This window comes from Enterococcus sp. CWB-B31, assembly GCF_020567645.1.
In the GTDB taxonomy this organism is placed as follows: Bacteria; Bacillota; Bacilli; order Lactobacillales; family Enterococcaceae; genus Enterococcus_L.
Map to the genome: position 1 here is coordinate 99894 of NZ_JAJDJW010000007.1, position 18533 is coordinate 118426.

17 protein-coding genes and 1 pseudogene are annotated in these 18533 nt (G+C 39.7%); 3 read left to right on the forward strand and 15 right to left on the reverse strand.

Translation table 11 applies throughout. The annotated features are described in order from the left end of the window. Positions 1-87: 87 nt before the first annotated feature. Together LI954_RS08515 and LI954_RS08520 are read left to right on the forward strand one after the other, a co-directional pair. Positions 88-540, forward strand: coding sequence for a LytTR family DNA-binding domain-containing protein (locus LI954_RS08515; protein WP_229441483.1), 453 nt, complete (start codon positions 88-90; stop codon positions 538-540). Continuing rightward, positions 525-935 carry a hypothetical protein gene (locus tag LI954_RS08520; RefSeq protein WP_229441484.1) on the forward strand — a complete coding sequence of 137 codons (411 nt, stop codon included), beginning with the start codon at positions 525-527 and terminating at the stop codon, positions 933-935. The genes LI954_RS08515 and LI954_RS08520 overlap by 16 nt, the downstream gene beginning before the upstream one ends. A 311-nt stretch (positions 936-1246) precedes the next feature. On the opposite strand, the gene LI954_RS08525 is transcribed toward LI954_RS08520, so the two are convergent. From LI954_RS08525 to LI954_RS08555, 7 genes and pseudogenes are all read right to left on the reverse strand, one after another. Further along, positions 1247-2929, reverse strand: a complete 1683-nt coding sequence (locus tag LI954_RS08525; RefSeq protein ID WP_229444250.1) for a metallophosphoesterase family protein — start codon at positions 2927-2929, stop codon at positions 1247-1249. Between the two features lie 521 nt (positions 2930-3450). After that, on the reverse strand, positions 3451-5004 hold the full coding sequence (locus tag LI954_RS08530; protein ID WP_229444212.1) for a bifunctional metallophosphatase/5'-nucleotidase: 1554 nt from the start codon (positions 5002-5004) through the stop codon (positions 3451-3453). Positions 5005-5389: 385 nt separating this feature from the next. Beyond that, entirely contained in the window at positions 5390-6193 is an 804-nt protein-coding gene (locus LI954_RS08535; protein ID WP_202065114.1) for a metallophosphoesterase family protein, read from the reverse strand. A 2-nt stretch (positions 6194-6195) separates the two neighbouring features. After that, positions 6196-6978 carry a phosphonate ABC transporter, permease protein PhnE gene (gene phnE, locus LI954_RS08540; RefSeq protein ID WP_202065115.1) on the reverse strand — a complete coding sequence of 261 codons (783 nt, stop codon included), beginning with the start codon at positions 6976-6978 and terminating at the stop codon, positions 6196-6198. Then, complete coding sequence (phnE, locus tag LI954_RS08545; RefSeq protein WP_229444213.1) at positions 6975-7754, reverse strand: phosphonate ABC transporter, permease protein PhnE; 780 nt, start codon at positions 7752-7754, stop codon at positions 6975-6977. The genes phnE (LI954_RS08540) and phnE (LI954_RS08545) overlap by 4 nt, the downstream gene beginning before the upstream one ends. Then, positions 7726-8515, reverse strand: a pseudogene (gene phnC / locus LI954_RS08550) (phosphonate ABC transporter ATP-binding protein). Before phnC ends, phnE (LI954_RS08545) begins: the two are co-directional and overlap by 29 nt. Positions 8516-8641: 126 nt before the next feature. After that, positions 8642-9568 (reverse strand): phosphate/phosphite/phosphonate ABC transporter substrate-binding protein, encoded by a 927-nt coding sequence (locus LI954_RS08555; protein ID WP_229444215.1) that lies wholly within the window; start codon positions 9566-9568, stop codon positions 8642-8644. 191 nt (positions 9569-9759) lie between these two features. Here LI954_RS08555 and LI954_RS08560 point away from each other — a divergent pair, with 191 nt between their 5' ends. Further along, positions 9760-10437: a cyclic nucleotide-binding domain-containing protein gene (locus LI954_RS08560; RefSeq protein WP_229444217.1), complete on the forward strand. Its 678-nt coding sequence runs from the start codon at positions 9760-9762 to the stop codon at positions 10435-10437. A 75-nt stretch (positions 10438-10512) separates the two neighbouring features. Here LI954_RS08560 and LI954_RS08565 read toward each other — a convergent pair whose 3' ends face one another. From LI954_RS08565 to LI954_RS08605, 8 genes are all read right to left on the reverse strand, one after another. Beyond that, positions 10513-11133, reverse strand: coding sequence for an AAA family ATPase (locus LI954_RS08565; RefSeq protein ID WP_202065121.1), 621 nt, complete (start codon positions 11131-11133; stop codon positions 10513-10515). A gap of 5 nt (positions 11134-11138) precedes the next feature. After that, on the reverse strand, positions 11139-12005 hold the full coding sequence (locus LI954_RS08570) for a class II fructose-bisphosphate aldolase (RefSeq protein WP_202065123.1): 867 nt from the start codon (positions 12003-12005) through the stop codon (positions 11139-11141). Positions 12006-12035: 30 nt separating this feature from the next. After that, positions 12036-12434 carry a tetratricopeptide repeat protein gene (locus LI954_RS08575; RefSeq protein ID WP_202065126.1) on the reverse strand — a complete coding sequence of 133 codons (399 nt, stop codon included), beginning with the start codon at positions 12432-12434 and terminating at the stop codon, positions 12036-12038. A gap of 20 nt (positions 12435-12454) precedes the next feature. Beyond that, positions 12455-13744 carry a PTS sugar transporter subunit IIC gene (locus LI954_RS08580; RefSeq protein WP_202065129.1) on the reverse strand — a complete coding sequence of 430 codons (1290 nt, stop codon included), beginning with the start codon at positions 13742-13744 and terminating at the stop codon, positions 12455-12457. A 24-nt stretch (positions 13745-13768) separates the two neighbouring features. Further along, a complete protein-coding gene (locus LI954_RS08585; protein WP_202065131.1) occupies positions 13769-14071 on the reverse strand; it encodes a PTS sugar transporter subunit IIB in 303 nt (100 codons plus the stop codon). 169 nt (positions 14072-14240) lie between these two features. Next, positions 14241-16334 carry a BglG family transcription antiterminator gene (locus LI954_RS08590; protein ID WP_229444219.1) on the reverse strand — a complete coding sequence of 698 codons (2094 nt, stop codon included), beginning with the start codon at positions 16332-16334 and terminating at the stop codon, positions 14241-14243. 1088 nt (positions 16335-17422) lie between these two features. Continuing rightward, positions 17423-17851, reverse strand: a complete 429-nt coding sequence (locus LI954_RS08600) for a hypothetical protein (RefSeq protein ID WP_229444221.1) — start codon at positions 17849-17851, stop codon at positions 17423-17425. A gap of 47 nt (positions 17852-17898) precedes the next feature. Beyond that, a complete protein-coding gene (locus LI954_RS08605) occupies positions 17899-18168 on the reverse strand; it encodes a hypothetical protein (RefSeq protein ID WP_229441492.1) in 270 nt (89 codons plus the stop codon). Positions 18169-18533 lie beyond the last annotated feature (365 nt).

Consider the following 18533-nt stretch of genomic DNA (forward strand, 5'->3'; position numbering starts at 1 on the left):
AACAAACATCTAAATTTTGCAACTAAATACAAATAAGAAGTAATAAATGCGCTCAGAGGGTATATTGATTATGAAAGGAGGTAAACAATGAAAATTAATTATTTTTGGGATAAAGATTATTCATTAAATGAAATTGGCATACAATTAAATCCTCAAAATCAACACTTAACCACAAAACTGGATTTAAATTTAAATGGATATCCTAAACTTGAAGTCATTAATCCTATGAATGAACGAAAGTCAACAATCAACTATTCTGAAATTTACCTGATCGAGGCAATGGATCATCTTTCAAAAATTTATACAATTGATGAGAAAATATTCTATGCAAAAGGACGTCTCAAGGAATTCGAGGCACTATCTATCAATGGGATCATCCGAATCAACAACTCTGTTATGTTGAATTTAACAGAAGTTGCAGCCTTTAACAACGGGCAGTATGCCCGACTTGAAGTTCACACAAAAAATGGACAAACACACATCGTCAGCCGTCACTATGCAAAACAAATCAAGGAGGAATTTCAATGTTTAAAGAATTAAAAAATCAATTCATGCAAACCAGTTTTCTAACAACTATTTGGGTACTTGGAATTACAACACTCGTATACGGGAACTCCACCGTTAAGTTGAGCAGTTTTTGGTCTATCATAGGAATTTCAATTATTATAGCTGCAATTTTCGGTATCATTTATCCTTACATTTGGAACTATGGTACTTGGACAGCACCAGTGAATATTACAATAACAACACTGGTCAATTTTTTTGGCGGATTTGCTGCTGTTTTTCTTTTTTCAAAAGACATGTTTGAACTGATCACACCTTACTGGTGGGCAATATTACTGCTGAATTTGCTCCTTCATATCATTGCATTCTATTTTTATAGAAATTATCAGAATAAAAAAATGGTCCCTGAACTGAATCATTTAGCTAAATAAGAATCATTGAGAGTGTCCTATTAAAGAGTTGATACTAGAAAAATCTAGGTATTAATCTTACTTAAAAACCAGTAATACTAATTAAACAGCAGAGCTTGGAACACCTTTCCTGCCCCTCCCAAGCTCTGCTGTTTCTATAACTAAATAATAAACACTTGAAACGCACAATTTCAGATTAAGTGCCTATCTCCTCTCCAGTTTAGTGCAGCCCTAACTCACACAAAACAATACTCCCCGGAAAAATTGCTGTTCTAAATTCAGCGGCTGTTATTTATGAGCAGCACTCATACAACCTTTATTAATCTTATCTTCTAATTTCCATTGTATCCCCTGCTCGAATCAATCAAGCTCATCAAATCAAACCCTGTGTTCATACTTGAGTAGATGGAACACACCACAAATAATTCTTTTCCGGCAAATATCACCTTCTTGAACCTGCCCGAAGATGGAGGAATATGGTGATGCCCATGGACAGCCCCGAGGATATTGTATTGTTCAAACAGGAGTTCAATTTCCGGCTCTGTGCAAACATATTCCTTGTTGTATGCATTACTTTTCGGCGAAAGCATGCTGAGCTCATTAAACAGAGGCGCATGCGAAACGATAACAGTGGGTATCTCATAATCTTCAGCAAGCAATTCTTTTAAGGTTTTGAGAATAAAGCGTTGCTGCTGTTTTTTTCGTCTGACCTGTGCAACAGGAATAGTAAGCCCTATATAGCGAATGCCATTATGAACAAGACTGCTGTTATTCAGCAGATTGACTCGAGGAAAACGTTTCTCAACTTCTCCTTTTACCACCTCATAATAAACATGATCACCCGGCGGCAGCAAATACCAGGACTCATCCGGATTGACCAAAAGTACTTTGAACCAGTGCTCTTCGAAAAACGGCCGCCATTTATCCCACTGTTCACCTTTTTTGTATCGACTGTCCGGCAAGACATCCACCAGTTCATGGTTTCCCAGAACATAAATTCCCCGAATGTCTTCATTTTCTACATGAGAATCCGAAATATCTCCGACCAGAATATTGAAGTGATTGTTCGTAAATGGAAACTTGCCGTCAATTGTATGCATGTCAGAAACCACATTGACAAGATTTGTATTTTCCGTTGAATGCACATTTTCAAAGTATTTCATCAGCTTATTTGGATCAGTACTATGTGCAACATAATTTTTTCGTATCTCAGACAGCTCTTTTCCATATTCTGAACGTAACAGCGGTTTATTATTTGCCGGCACAGATTCTTTCGTAACAAGCATCGATTCTTCTATCGTCTGTTTCACTTCCTGAGGCAGCAGCGCCAGCGCCGGTTGTATATCGGAATCAAACGTCAGTCGTTTATACATCGTGTGCTCATCAAAAAGATGTGTCTGCACAGCGGTTTCCAGCAACTGGATATTTTTCCCGTCTGTTGTAATCGGCAAAGCGTGCGTCAGCTGTACAACAAAATTTAGGAATTCTGAAATATAGCCGGAGATTCCCGTTTTCACATTTTCAGTAAATAAAAATTTCCCGGGAAGATTTGCGGAAAGAGGACCTGTTTCATCATGCTGCAGCAACCGCCCCAGAATTTGGATCATAAATAAGGGCTGTTCAAAAATTGCGTTATAGGCCTGAACAACTTCAGCAGAGTCCTTGTCTACTCGCTTATTCATCACCTGAAAAATACTCAGCATTAAATATTTCTCCAGATTGGTTTTATGTGATTCAATATATCGCTGTACTTCTTCCGGATGAAGCAAATACTGGATTGCTGCGCGCTGAATATAGTTTCTGGCAGTATCATAAGGAATCGCCGAATATACAAGATCGCCTCTGGAAGACAGCGCCATGGAATCCTCTCTTACATTGTAGGTCAATTGAAAATAGTCATTTTTAAAAAGCGTCTTATTAACAGGACGTCGTTTATTCTCTGGATAAAGATCGAAACGTGAGACAAGCTCCGATGGCAGTACATTTGAACTTTTCACTGATGTTAAAGCATTCATATTCTCTTGCTTTATTGATTCAAACGGCTGCTGTTTTCCAACAATTAAATAATCATTTTCACCACTTGTTTCCATGTAATCACCTCACGCTTTCGAATGAATAACCAATCCACTCTCCTGATTTTTATTCCATAACTTTGTCATGTCCTCCCTTCATTATATCATCTCTTCAATCATTCGAATTAACGGGATTAAAAAAACACACTGAAATGAATGACAAACAAGGCTCGATGCCCTACCTGCGCTCAATCCAGTATGTTTTCTTGTTTCGTACAAAAGTTATGACAAAAGCACTTAGCTCCGAGAACTAAGAACAGGGATGCTCACCGCTTGTAAGCTCTAAACTGTACCAAGCATTTATGCGAGAAGACATCGAATCACTTCTTTCTTCGTGATTCGACACCATAAAAAGGACAAGCTGAAAATTGCCAAAAAAGCTTATGAGAGCGTATCACTTTGTATTGAGAACCAAAACGGAGTCCTTCAAGAGACTGTGACCACTCTGTTCGGTATAATGATTCTTAATTACCTAAAACCACCTGAAAATTTTGATTTGTTTCAGCTTTAATTATCGGGTGCTGCTTTAAGTAATCAGCAATCAATTCTGTCATATCGATTTGAATCTCCCGCACAATTTTTCCTGCATTAAACACCTTGTAATTGCCTCCGCCAACTGCACGGTACTGATTCACAACTACTTCAAGCTCCTGCTCCGGAGTAACTGCTTTTTCATAAAATAAGAGCTGAGTAATTCTTTGTCCCGGCGGCTCACTCATATCAATCGTATAATCAATACCTTCATACATGTCATAGTTATAATACTGCGGCTTTGGTTTGATAAATGCAGGATTAAAAATAATCTTCCCATCCTCAACTGCCAAATAATTTGCCGTTTGCTCCAAAGCTTCCCGCAACTCGGCTCCGGTAATCTTTATCACCGCCAGAGTATTAGGATAAACATAGTTAGTAATAACATCCCGCATGGTGATTATCTGATTGAAGCCTTTTCCTTCATTGTTGAACAGTGCTGTTCCAGATATCTCAGCGCCGCTGGCAGCCATTTGTACATGATTGATAAATTCTACATAAGGATGCTCAACGAGACGCGCCTGCATGGGATCTGTAATCTGCATCGATCCTTCAACCTGTCCCAGAGGCTGATCCAGCCACTTGTCCAAATCATCTTCCAATGATTCGACTAAAGTAAGAATTTCTGGATCAGCCGCAGTATTCTCAACTGAGTGCAGAGCCGCACTGCTGTCAACAACAACCACTTTCTCCCCCTTCTTCTCCACCGTTAACTGAATCTCTCCGATATGACTGCCTCGATAGCCTGGCTGAACAACAGGTACACCATTTAAGAACGCAGCGATTTGTCGATGCTGATGTCCTGTAAAAAGAGCATCAATTCCCGCCACTTCCTGTAACACCGCATAGCCTTCATTTTCACCGGTCAGCACTTCTGTTGCTTCCCCAGTCTCTAAATCTCTTTCAAAGCCTCCATGATAACAAACAATCACAAGATCAGCCATTTGTCTCAGCTTCGGAATATATTTTTTAGCCGTTTGGATAATGCTCTCAAACTGCATTCCCTGAATTGTTTCTGGTTGTTCCCAGTGGGGGATGTATTGTGTTGTCAGTCCCAGGACAGCAATTTTTATTCCCTCTTTTTCAAGGATCGTATACCCTTGTCCAAAATAAGGCGCCCCCTGTTCATTGAGGATATTGGCTGCCAAAATAGGCGCCGTATAGCTGCTGAGTGTTTTCTTCAAGTATGCTTTTCCATAGTTGAACTCATGATTGCCCAACAGCTGAACATCATACCCCATATGATTTATAACACTTGTCAATTCACTTGCTGAAGACCTTTTTTTTGCAACATAGTAGCTCAAAGGAGACCCCTGAATAAAATCGCCATTTTCAATCATGATTACCGGTCCTTCAGCTTGTTCACGCAGTTCTTTCATTTTAGCGGCAACCTTTGCTGCGCCAATCGCCAAATCCTGCTTGCTTATATAATCAGTTGGATAGACATACCCATGCATGTCACTTGTTTCAAGAAAAGTAATTTTCATTTAATCGCTCCTTTAAAATAGATAAAGAAAAACAGTCGAGACAGCCTCTTGCTTGTCTCGAATAACCGCAGAAACAGAAATGTTCAGCGCTGTCTCTATGAGTTTCACTACACTACATTTCGTTTCGATCTCATCAATTTCTAAATGGCAAAGCCGTTAAGTTTTTGAAGGACTTCGTTCCAAACCTCGAGACAAAAGCTTGAAGCTTATTGTTTTTTCTGTCCCGTCGTTTATTTGAGTTTTCCAAATACTATAAGTCTAAGAACCTTTGTATTTCAGATTCCTGTTTGTATCTTTTGCTTTTATTCACATAAAAGTCTGCAGCTCTGCAACAACTAAAATTAGAGACACTCGAAAAAATCTCTTTCAGCACAAGCTGTATGGCTTACACACTCAAATCAAGGGTTTTCAGCACATGACCCGGTTTGAAGTTTTCTGACAGCTGCCTTGTCATCTCTCCCTGCTCGAAATGGTACAAATTATAGCCATATCCTTCTTCAAAGCGAACAATTCCAGCACCCTCATCTTCTCCGATAAACGACATGCCGGCAACCGTATAATATGGAATCCCGTTAATTCTTCCTATAAAAGGATGATGAGTATGTCCATTTAATATACAACGAATATCATAGGGTGCAACTAGCTCAAGAAATCGGTCGGTTCCCGACCACTTTGGTGTAGCACTTTGCTGCGACAGAAGATGATGATGTGTCACCAAAATAATTGGTCGGTCTTTTAGTTTATTCAGCGTCATTTCCAGCCACTGAAACTGCTCTTCATTTACACAACCATCTGCCTGAGCATAACATGAATTGTCAAAAGCCAGAACAGTGAAATCAGGGTAGTCCACAACCTGATTATAAGGTAAGTCGGATGCTTCTTCCTCACACCAGCCTGAGCGGAAGTGTCTCTTGATATCATGATTTCCTAAAGTAACGATCACATCCGTATTCCCCAATGCTTCATACAGCCATTCTTTAAAAAAACGATAGTCTTCTGCCTCTCCATCCTCTGTCAGATCTCCGCTGATAATAACAATATCCAGCACAGTCTGCTGCTGAACACGCTCCAAACATTGTGCTAAAGGGATCAAAGGACTCTGCATACTAGCGAGCATTCCTTTATACCCTTCTTCACATGCTTCGTAGGTTCTGCGAAAATGAATATCTGATATATGCAATATGTTCATGGTTATCTCAATTTCTTTCTAATAATTCCAGTGATTTGATCCAAAATAAACACAGTAACAACCACTCCAATCAAAATAATACTGACTTTCTCCCAGCTGCGCGTCTGAATCGCAAAGATTAAGGGCGCACCAATTCCGCCGGCACCGACCAGCCCAAGCGTTGCTGCACTCCGAACGGCGATTTCAAAATGATTCAGCGCCAGCGAGCTATAAATCGGCAGCAGATAAGAAAAACGGACAGAAAACAAGGTCTGCCAAAAATTGGCGCCAACTGCATACATTTCTTCCACCGACCGTTCATCCATTGCTTCCATTTCTTCTGTAAACAGTTTTCCCAGCATGCCGATTTGATGAACACCAATTGCCATAACACCGGCAAACGGACCCGGTCCAACCACTTTTACAAAAATAATTGCAAAAACCAGCTCAGGAAAAGCACGCAACACATTACAGACAAACTTGCCGACTCTTGTAACCATTGGATGTGCAGACCATAGATTGACGGCACTCAGCAACGTTAACGGAATAGCCAGAACAGTGGCAATCATTGTCCCCAGACAGGCAATACCGATTGTCAGCAGCAAAAGACTGACCAAATCTTCCCCGCTGCCGTCGTAGAAAAAGCGCCAGTCCGGCTGACTCAGTCCTTTTAATACATCCATTCCCATCGAAAGCGAAAAAGTACTTAATCCAGAATAATCAATACTCACAGCTGAAATCACAACGAGAGCAATCAGAACACTGATTGACAGTATCGTTTTTTTGCTCATTTCACGAATCATCATTTGAACGACCTCCTAACCCGTTCACTTAGTTTGTCGACAATTGTTACAGTTACTAAAATCGTAAGAATAATGATTGAAACACGCTCATATTTTAACAACGCCAGAGAAGAATTCAAAATCACACCGATTCCCCCCGCACCAACATAGCCTAGAATAGTCGATGCACGGACATTCACTTCAAATGCATAAAAAGCATACCCGATAAACTGATTGATTACCTGCGGGACTACTGACCAGACAGCTGTCTGTATTTTATTGGCGCCAACTGCTGCTGCTGCCTCCAGCGGTCCAAAGTCAATCGTTTCAATCACCTGAAACATCAATTGGGAAACCATTCCAAATGTAAAAACAGCAATCGTCAAGACACCAGTCGCTTCACCTATCCCAAAGATCGCAACAAAAAGAGCGGCTAAGAGCAGCGTAGGAATCGTACGGACCAAGCCAAGAAAAAAACGAATAATCGTTGAAATCAGGCGATTGTCTGTGGCTACCGTTGTAGCTGCGAAACTGACTGGTATAGCCAGAACTACACCAAGAACAGTCCCTAGCAGCGACATTGCCAGAGTTTTGAGCATCGGACTGATCAGCCTGGGCAAATAACCAAAATCAGGGTGAATAAATCGCGACAAAAAAGCCGTCATTTGGCTTGAATTTGAAATGACTTTTGAAAAATCAGCTCCCGTAATCCAGACACTTCCCTGAAAACAGAGTAGCAAAAAAAGAAGCAGCAGTAAATGCTTATACCAGTTAAAATGTACAGTCTCTTTCAATTTCATATGCTTTCCCTGTCCTCTTCAAAAATAGCTTTGCCGTAAATCTTTTCCAAACGAGCTTCTGTCAGTTCCTCAGGATTCCCATCAAAAACCACCTGCCCTGCATTCAATGCAATAATGCGTGTGGAAAATTCTCTTGCCAGCGGTACTGAGTGCAGATTGACAATCACGGTTTTATTCATTGTCTGATTAATACTTTTCAGATCCTGCATTACTTTTTGTGTCGTAATCGGATCTAATGACGAAACTGGTTCATCCGCCAAAATAACAGGTGCCTGCTGTACCAATGCACGGGCAATGGAAACCCGCTGCTGCTGACCTCCGCTCAGCTCATCACTGCGTGTATGTAATTTATCTGACAAACCAACTGTTTCCAGCGCATCTTTTGTCCGCTGATAGTCTTCTTTTGTAAACAATCCAAAAATACTTTTTAACGTAGAATAATAGCCCAGCCTTCCGGACAGGACATTCTTTTGGACAGTACTTCGTTTCACCAGATTAAAGCTCTGTGAAATCAGCCCGATTTGTCGGCGAATCAGCCGCAGCTCTTTCTTGCCTGCTTTGGTAATTGAGGTTCCATTAACACGGATATCCCCTTCTGTAATGGGTACCAGACGGTTGATGGAGCGCAGCAGCGTACTCTTGCCGGCACCACTTAACCCGATAATTGAAACAAATTCCCCTTCTTCTATTGTCAGGTTGATCTTTTGCAGACCCTTCACACCGTTTGGATAAACCTTTGAAACATTGTCAAAAATAATCATGAACTTTCCTCTTTTATAATGAGGTCGGGACAAACACACTTATGAATGTTTGCCCCGCCGGTTATTTAATTTTTCCTTATCGCATGTGTCCGAGAATCCGCAGCCTTTCCCAGACCAATTACTCATTTATTCTGCTGCTTTTTCAGTATATGCTCGAATCGTATCATAAGCAGAATCTGCCGCTTCTTCATAGCCCTGATGTCCCCACAATGACATCGCTTCAGCACCTTCTTCATCAGCTTTCATCCCCAGAAAGACTTCTTTAATTTCTGCCTTCAGTGTCTCATCCATTCCCGGTTGAACAGCAATAGCATCATTCGGGATATCCCCTTCTGTCAGATACAGTACGCTTAAGTCCTTAAACAAATCATTATCAGAAAAGCTTGATGCAAATACATTTCTGGCGCCTTCAAACACAAATGCTGCATCCATTTGCCCATTTAATACAGCCGTAATCTCACTTGGAATATCATTGACTGTTGTGATCGTTGCATCGGTTGTCGGATCAACGCCTGCATCCTTCAGCTCCGCCACTGGATAGATATATCCGCTGGCTGAGTTAGGACTCAATGCTGCAATTTTCTTCCCTTTTAAATCCGTTAATTTCTTTATATCACTGTCTGCCCGAACCAGAATTTCTCCTTTAAAGGTATTTGTCAGCTCCCCCTCTAACGGCAAGCCGGTTTCCTGATCATAATCCCCTAGCTGTGAAGTTAAAATAGCCTCTGCTGCATCCATATCTTTGGCCTGAACATAAGCTGCAGGCGGCATAATTCCTATGTCAACCTGTCCTGAAGCCATCGCTTCGACAATTGTTGAATAATCAGTAGCCAAGGTTACCTCTACTTCACGATCCAGTTTCTTTGATAAATATTCGGCAAATGGTTTTGCTTTTGCTTCCATACTGCCGTCATTATTTGTCGGCACGAATTGAACAGTTAATTTGTCCTTCTTTGACTCATCTGAACTGTTGCTGTTTCCTGAATTACACCCAGATAAAGCCGCTACTAGTATAATCCCCATAAACACCTTAGCCAATTTCTTAAAATGCATTTTTTCTCCTCCTGTTGGAAAATGATTTCTAGTACCTCTAAATCATATCAAGAAATGAAACTTTTTGAAGTGACACACGTCACATTTACACGATTTTTACATACAATTTACAAAAAAAGATCATTATCGTTCGCATTGAGACTAAATCCTTTCTACGTTATAATAAAGAAAAAGCACAGGAGAGACTTTCCATGAAAAAAATTAAGGATGCGAAACGATTGTCTTCATATATCGAAAGTCATGATCTTCAGTCCTACATGGATTCAGATCTTTTTGCGATGGCTTCTTTATACTCTTTTGAAAAAGACGAACATCTTATACATACCGGAACCGTTTCTGATTTTCTTTATTTTTTAGTTAAAGGAACAGTCATGGTGTATTCTTATTCTACTGATGCACAAAATATTTGTATCGATTATGCCACACCGGCAACTCCACTGGGAGAGGCCTCCTCTTTGTGGGAACTTCTGCCAAAAAGCAGTGTAAAGGCTGTTACTCCAAGCATTTGCGTCTGTATCCCGTTAAATCGTTATCGAGCAGCACTGCAGCAAGATGTTCGTTTCCTGCAAAATATCTGCCAGCTTCTCAGCTACCGATTAAACTCAGGCATCAATCTAGCAAATTCTCTGACTGAATCTGTCGAAATCCGCCTGGCCAAATTTATTTTAGCACACCAGAAGAATGAGACCTTCTCTTTTCAGCTCACAACCTGCGCAGCTATCTTAAACGTAAGCTACCGGCATCTTCTGAGAACCATTACCAGCTTTCGTGAAGCAAATATATTGGAGAAGCATAAAAACTATTACCTGATTCGTGACGCTGCTGCTCTGAATGAGCTGGCGGAAAATCTTGGAGCTTCAGTGAAATAGCAGTATGTGATTGAATATAAAATTAACAGAGGATGACACAGTCCTGCTGTTGTCATCCTCTGCTTTCAGTTTCACCTATTCGTCATTCGCTATCTGCTGCTCTAATTTATCCAGCAACGACGTATAGTCTACCTTTTCATAGTCCGTTACGTCAAACTCGTACAATGTCCCCAATTCAAATGCATCATAATTTCTGTCTGAAATAATCTTTTTAAAGGCTTCTTTTGTAATGTGGTTAGTCGCCAGTCTCCGATCGTCCAGAGAATCTCCATAATGATAATGATCCATGATGTAGCTCAGATGACGTTCATGTTCACGGTCACGCGTATAACGGCGTTCCCACAGCACATCGAAATCTGCTGTCAGTCTGATTGTAACGACTTCATAGCCATATGTTTCTGCCATCTTTTGAAGCTGCCCCTTTTGTTTGTCGCTAAACGGATACTCGGAAACAACGACTTTCTTTCCCGCCTCCATATAGAGAGCCAAAGCCTTATAATAGAATGGATACACCTTACTTCGTTCCTGTTCAGCCCGTTCTTCCAAATTATCAAAACCAATTGAATCGGCATAATATTCCTTGATTTCGTCTAATGTGATTTCATACATATCCGGAAATCGTTCACGAAGCTTGTTCATAAGATATGTTTTCCCTGTGCCGGGACTACCGGCTAGAAGAATGAAATACTTTTTCATTTTTCTTACTTCCCCAAATTAGTTGGACTTTCCAGATTCATAAATAAACCAATCTTATGAGAAACAATTTCCTTCACTGTTCCATTTGCCGGAATCACGTTATGACGAAGGGATTTATTGACCTCGGTTTGGCTGAACGACTCTTTCGCTGCTTTTGTCCAATTTACCAACAGCTCCGTGCCCACATTAAACTTACGAATCCCGTTATTGATCAGCTCAGGATAGTCTTCCTCTTTAACCCCTGTTCCGCCATGAATCACCAGAGGAACATCTACCACTGCATTAATTTCTTTTAACAAAGGAATGTTTACTTCTGTTTTAGATTTAAACTGACCGTGATTCGTTCCTATGGCAATGGCCAGCGCATCCACACCTGTTGCTTTTACAAATTCTACAGCATCCTCAGGCTTCGTATAGACTTTATCATCCTCTGCTACGTGGATTCCCTCCTCCGTACCGCCAATCGTTCCCAGTTCCCCCTCAACAGACACACCCTTTGCATGAGCATATTCAACAACTGCTTTCGTTTTTAGAATATTTTCTTTAAAGGGTAAATGAGACCCGTCATACATTACAGATGTATACCCGCTGTCAATTGCCTCTTTAATATCATCAAAATTGCGGGCATGGTCTAAATGAAGAACCGCATCCACCATCTCCTCATCAGCGATAGCTTTCACGACATTAACCAATACGTTCATTCCAATATATTTTGCTGTATCCACACTAGTCTGAATAATAATGGGTGCACCCATTTCTTTTGCTGCTCTCAGCATATCCGGCAGCATCTCCAAATTATGTGTATTAAACGCTCCGACTGTAAAATTCAGTTCTTCTGCTGTTTTAGTGACTTCCTTTAAAGTTGTATACATAATCAAATCCGCCTTATCTCTTATTTATAATTATTGATTTCCGCTAATCGTTACTTGTTTGGCAATTTGCCGCATCTCATCCATTTTTCCCATATAGTAGTCGATCCCCTGATCATCCCCGGCCCGTGCTGCTTCCGCCCGCTTTTCGTTATACAGGCTCATCAGCTTCTTATATCCGTCGCCGATACTCTTTTTATTTTCCAAGCTTTTTTCAAGCTGTTCGATTGCCTGATCTTTTTCATTCAAATCGGACAGTTTAAGTCCCACTTGCTCAAAAAGCTCTGCCAGTTTATTATTATCTTGGGTAGTTGAAATTTCCTGATTCAATCGGTTGATCTCTGATCGAATTTTTTCCGCTGCCTCCGGAGACAGAACTTCTACTTCTTTCTCCGGTTCTTTTTTTTCTTTCTTTTTAAAAAGTCCGAACATTGGATATCCCTGCTTTCAGTTTAAAATGCTTTCAAAATCGGGCTCAAAAGCCATGCATACAATAGAGCTGCTGCGACAGTATCCACATCAGTTGCTGTTGCATTAACAAAGCCCATTGAATTGAAAATGGTAACCAGCAGTGCCGGCAGCAATGTGATAAAGAAGCCGTGCGCAATCCCGCCGATAATCGCTCCTCTTCGTCCGCCTACAGCATTTCCGAAAATCCCTGCAGTTCCGCCTGCAAAGAAGTTTGTTAACATTCCCGGAAGGATCATGGCAAGTCCGAACATCGGCAGTGTAAACATCGCGATAATCGTTCCAATCGTTGTAGTGATAAATCCCAGTATGACTGCATTTGGGCTGTACGGGAAGAATACCGGACAATCCAATGCCGGAATAGCATCGGGAACCAGCTTCATTGCAATCCCCCGGAATGCCGGTACAATTTCTCCCAGCAGCAGACGAACACCCGCCAGCAGCACATAAACCCCAACAACAAACTGAATTGCCTGAAGAAATGCAAACATAATATAGTTTTGACTGCCAGATAATTCAGAAGCAAATGACTCTCCTGCAAAAACTGCTGTAATAATGTATAGCGGAACCATAACAACCATCACGGACAAATACGTATCTTGTAAGAACTCAAAGTGTGACGGCAGCTTGATATCTTCAATGGATTTTTTATTTTCTCCTTTTTCACCAAAAATCTTGGCAACCCCGGCTTCAAATAAATAACCAATCGTACAAAAATGTCCTAAAGCAATATCGTTGGACCCGGTAACTTTTCGGATAATCGGTTGAGCAACAGCCGGCATCGCAATGGCAAACACTCCGCCGACAAAGCCGCCAACCAGAATCAGAACAAATCCCCGTAAACCGGCAAAATACCCAAACACTGTTGTCATCGTAGCCATCCATAAAATTGCCTGTCCAGTTAAGAAAATATATTTCCATTTCGTGAAGCGGGCCAGTAAAATATTAAACACAAAAATTGCCAGAAATGTTAACGCAATGTCTCTGCCCAACCCTAGATCATTCATTGCCTGTCCATTGATCGCTTCAATTGAAGGAATAATCCCCTGCATCTGGAAGCCTTCAGTAAATATCTCACCAAAATATGTCAGACTGCCCACAATGATACTTGAGCCGGCACTCAGTACCTGAAAGCCTAAAAGAGTTTTCAATGTACCTGAAATCACCTGACCTGCCGACTTCTTTTGCAGAAGCAAACCCAGCATTGCTATTAACGCAATGGTGATCGATGCCTGTGTCAAAATGTTTTCGATAATAAAATTGATAATCCCCATTTCTCTTTCCCCTCATTTCTTTTTTTAAATAACCCCTTTGTCTTTTAAGACTGGAGTAATTTTTTCCTCAATCTCATCTTTAGAAACAATATTTTTCAGATAAATCATTGCCGTTTTAGGATCTACCTGAAATTTTTCAAATTGGGAACGGAAATTCTCAGCTGTAATAATCACATCCGGCTTCATGGAAGCAGCCGATGAAATATCGCAGTGATCCAGCTTTGCCTCTACGCCCAGTTTGTTTAATACATCCTCTGCTGACATTTGTGCCGCAAAGCTGCTGCCCAATCCTGCTCCGCATACGAATAAAATATTTAATTTGTTCATGTTTTCCTGCCCCTTTTCTTATTTGTAAAAACTACTCAGATAACTTCACAGTTTCTTTATTCCGGTGACTTGATATTTTTCCGATTATTGACTTCATTTCCATCGTTATTGGCTTTGAATCGATTTTATCTGCCCAATACTTAAGCTTAAACGATCCTCCTCCTTCCTGTTATTCTTCCGCTTCCGAAAACAGCAGCTGCTTGAACTGGGTCATGTTTGTACAGTTGATCAGCTGATTCAGCTTCGATTCATCATTAATCAAGGCAATCAATTCTTTCATAAGATTTAGATGTGAATAAGAATCAACTGCTGCCAGACAGAAGATGATCTTCACCGGGTCCATGTCTGGATTTCCAAAATTAATCGGGTGCTCAATCGTAGCAACACTGAGACCCAGCTTCTTGGCACCGTCTTCCGGTCTTGCATGTGCCAAAGCCAAATGCTTGCCAATCACAATATACGGTCCGAATTCTTCCACGGCACGAACCATGGCATCAACGTACTGTTTTTCAATAATGTCGTCTTTCACCAGTGGTTTTGCAACCAGCTCAATAGCATCTTGCCACGTCGATGCATTTTTCTTGATCATAATATGATTGTCTGTCAGGATGTCTTTTAACATTGGTTGGATCTCCCTTTTATTTATTTCTAAGCTGTTCCTCTCAAATATCGCCTCCAGCTTGCTGTAGATGTTCCGATTAACCCGGCCACCGCTTTCTTCAATGATCGTTAGAATATTCGCAAACAGCTCTGTTGATTCATTTCCATGCGGCTCCAATCGCTGAAACTCATTATTTTTCTTTAAAAACTCTCCAACTATCGGAATATTTGCATCCGTAAGAATTGGATCAATGACCAGAACCGGCTTGTTCTGATAAGCTACATTAAACGTAGTAAACACCAAATCCACATCCAGCTTGTCCACCAGCTTCACTTCTTTGGAGCTCAACACCGCAACAACCTCAATTTGAGGAAATTTCTCTTTCAGGTTTTCTGCAAGCAGATTGCCTGTAGCTATACCGTGGTTACAGACCACAACAGATTTATAAATATATGTCAGATCACGATTGATTGCGCTGGCAACAGTGGAGAAATGAATGACCAGAAAGGCGATCTCATCTTCAATGACTTTCCCGCCAACTACTTCTTCAAGAGTCGGAATAAACTGCATCACAGCACGATAGATAGGGTGATAGTTAGCTTTGATGTTATCCTTTAACGGGTTAAAAACCTGAATATCATTTTTGATTCTGACGATAAGAGCCGCTATATGCTTGTACAAATTCTCGCACAGCATTTCTTCTTTTGAATTAAAAGGAATATGTGTCTCATTTTCTACAAATTGAATCAGTTGGATTGTGAGTAACTGAGCTTGAACCCATTCAAGCGTATTTGATATGTCTCTTGTGTTAAATGTTTCAATTGTAAAACGAATATAATTACGTTCTACTTGCGGCACATCTTCCAGTTGATAGCCTTTAATAATTTTATCAATAAAATCAGAGAAGACATCATCTTCAAATTCCGCATTTTTCCAGCTTACTGCTGAGATAAGCTCATGCTTTTTTACCCGCTGAATCCAGATCAGAGTGAACAGAAGAATTTGATTTTTGTAGATATCATTTTCCTGCCTAGGGTGTTCACCAGAATAAATCTCGGCAAGCTTTTGGATTTCTTGTATATTGAAATACTTGTTAAAAACCTTTTGTGCTGGTGTTACGCTGGAATCTTTACTCCTCGAGAAGTCGATCATACCCAAATTCTGATTAATCAAATCGTAAATCATTGTTCGTATGGAGCGTTCAGGACCTTTATAGGACAACCCCTGCTTTCCATAGCTGACAATTTCTATTCCGTATTTCAATAAATCTGCTCTCAGCCGACGCATATCTTCATCCATGGTACTTTTAGAAATTTGAAATTCCTCTTCTTTGCGGTTCAAATACACAGGATTTTTTTCATAGGCGATAGACAGGACGATATCAAAGGTCCTCTCATTCCGGTTTAACAGGTCTCCATTTAGGTTTAACAGAGCCGCTTCCAGTACCTTCTCTTCCTCCGAAGTCATCTTCAGCAAAAACCCTTTACTGCGGATGGTCAGAATTTCAGGCAATTCTTTACTGGTCAGCCATTCATTAGCCTCAAGAATCTCTGTCCGAATCGTACGCTGACTTACATTAAAATCAGCTGCCAATACCTCTGCTTTGATTGGATATTCAGATGCGCTGATTCTTTGAAGTAATTCAACTGTTCTTGTTTTCATAGAAGTAGGTTCCTTTCTGATTTCAGTATATGCCCTTGCCAATAAATTAAAAAGTGGAGATTTCTTCCAACTAAAACGGAAGTAATGCAAACGCTGCCAACACAAAACTATTTCATTATTAATTCTGTTAATTTCAAAATGAAAACTAATAATGTACTAAAGCAGAGCAGGATTACCAAAATTGTGCATTTCCCTATGGATTTCCTCTATCTTACTACGATAATCAAAAATTAAAAATTAAAGCCCCTTTTACTAACACTTGGTAAAAAAGCAGCTTTATTATTAAACGAAGCCTCATATTTTGACAGTGGCTGATCAAAGGAATTTGAGACAGTAAATCTAAAATAGACGATTAGTGTTATGTCCGGATATTAATCTACTCTATTACTGTTAAATAAGATCAGTCTGGTAAGGGAAAATTTTGGGATGCGACAAACGGATGTCACAGTTCCATATACAAAGAAATAGTTGTATGCAGACAACAAGCTTTGAATGTGAATCTTTCAAGCTTTAAGCGGAGTCTGCCTCTTGATCCAGCAAAATGCTAGACAACTGACAATCGCTGTTAATTTATATTGGCATGTATCCAGCAGTCTCATATGTAATACTATTGGATATACTTCACATTTCTTGAATTAGAAACATAACTTAGCTTTAAATCGGTCAAGATATTAGTAAAAAAACTCAAAAAAAGACACCCTCCAGAATATGGAAAGTATCTTGAAATCCTTGATAATACAAAGAGTAACGTTTTGATAATTGGTTGAAAAAGTTGGTAAACCTCAAAGTACTATTGCAAGAATAGAAAATGATACAGTGAATGCTAGTTTTAAAGTCCCCTATGAAACTGCTATCAAAGCAGGTAAAAAGTTACATGTAGAATTTAAGTACTATATCAGAAATGATTATTTTCTGAACACCCGATTATTTAGCTGCTGCTTTTATAAGTATATAAAGCTCATCTTAAAATCTCCCTATTGTACAAAGAGGAGCTGCACAATATCCCAGAAATAATTCTGATTATTGTGCAGCTCCTTTTATCTAAACTCTATTCTCTGTACTTTTTAGCAAAGAATGGCAGCCTTCCTTTATACAATCCATTTCCCATTAGGACTTGATTGCCAAGCTTGGAACAGATCTCCATTTTTCTTAACTGCAAGTAAGTCTAAATGACCATCTTTGTTTTGCTTCATCATTGCATTTTTCTGGAAAGGACCAGAGATAGTGATACTTTTCCAAGGAGCAAAATTTGGTGTTGCTTGTTCCGAGATAAAAAGATCCCCATTTTTCTTTAAAACAGAAATAACGAGTCCGCCATTTTGATTGGTTGTTGCAAAGACATTTCCGTCAAATGGTCCAGCAATCGTTTTAGATTCCCACTTGGTGCCCCCATTTACTTTGGTTTGCCAAGCTTGATACATTGAGCCGTCTTTGTTTATAGCAAATAATTCTAAACGTCCATCTGCATTTGAAACTAGAGTTACTTCTGATTGAATATTATTCGTCAAGATTTCCATATTAAATTACCACCTTTAAAATTATTTTTGTTCTACACAAGAAAAATTTAAATGTCAGTCATTTCTTCCAGCTCTGCCTTACCATCTAATGGTTTATAGATTGTAACGATTGAAAGCTTTGGTTCAGAATTTGGAGCAACAAGAGTTACTTTACAAAGGATCTTATACTTCACACCAGCAACAACTTGAGTGCCTATTAAAGCAAATGGTTCAAAAATTGAACCACGTATACTACTTGTTGCTTCTTCTAGAATTTCTTTTACCTCGTTACTAACCATTGGAGTTTCCGGAATAGTCCAGCTGCCTGCGTTTGTCATAAGTAAATCCTCCTAAATTTTATTTACAAAATGAATGATCCATCCTGTGAATAAAGTATACAACAGCATTCTTTTTCATACAAGTAATTATTTATATTTTATTTATAGATACACAAAACTTTCTTTTAATTCACTTTTTGCCAACAAATAGAATTGTTCATTTACAAATCCTTCACTATCTGTTCACATAATGATCTTTATTTGATTAAATTGAACATAAAAAAATAACAAATGAGACTGATGAAAGTAAACATACTTTTTTCAGCCCCATAGTTATTTTTAGATAAAAACATATTATTTTCTGAGATAAGATTGAATTGCGACACTAAATTTAACAGAAAAAACCTTTCTGCTTTCGGTCTGAC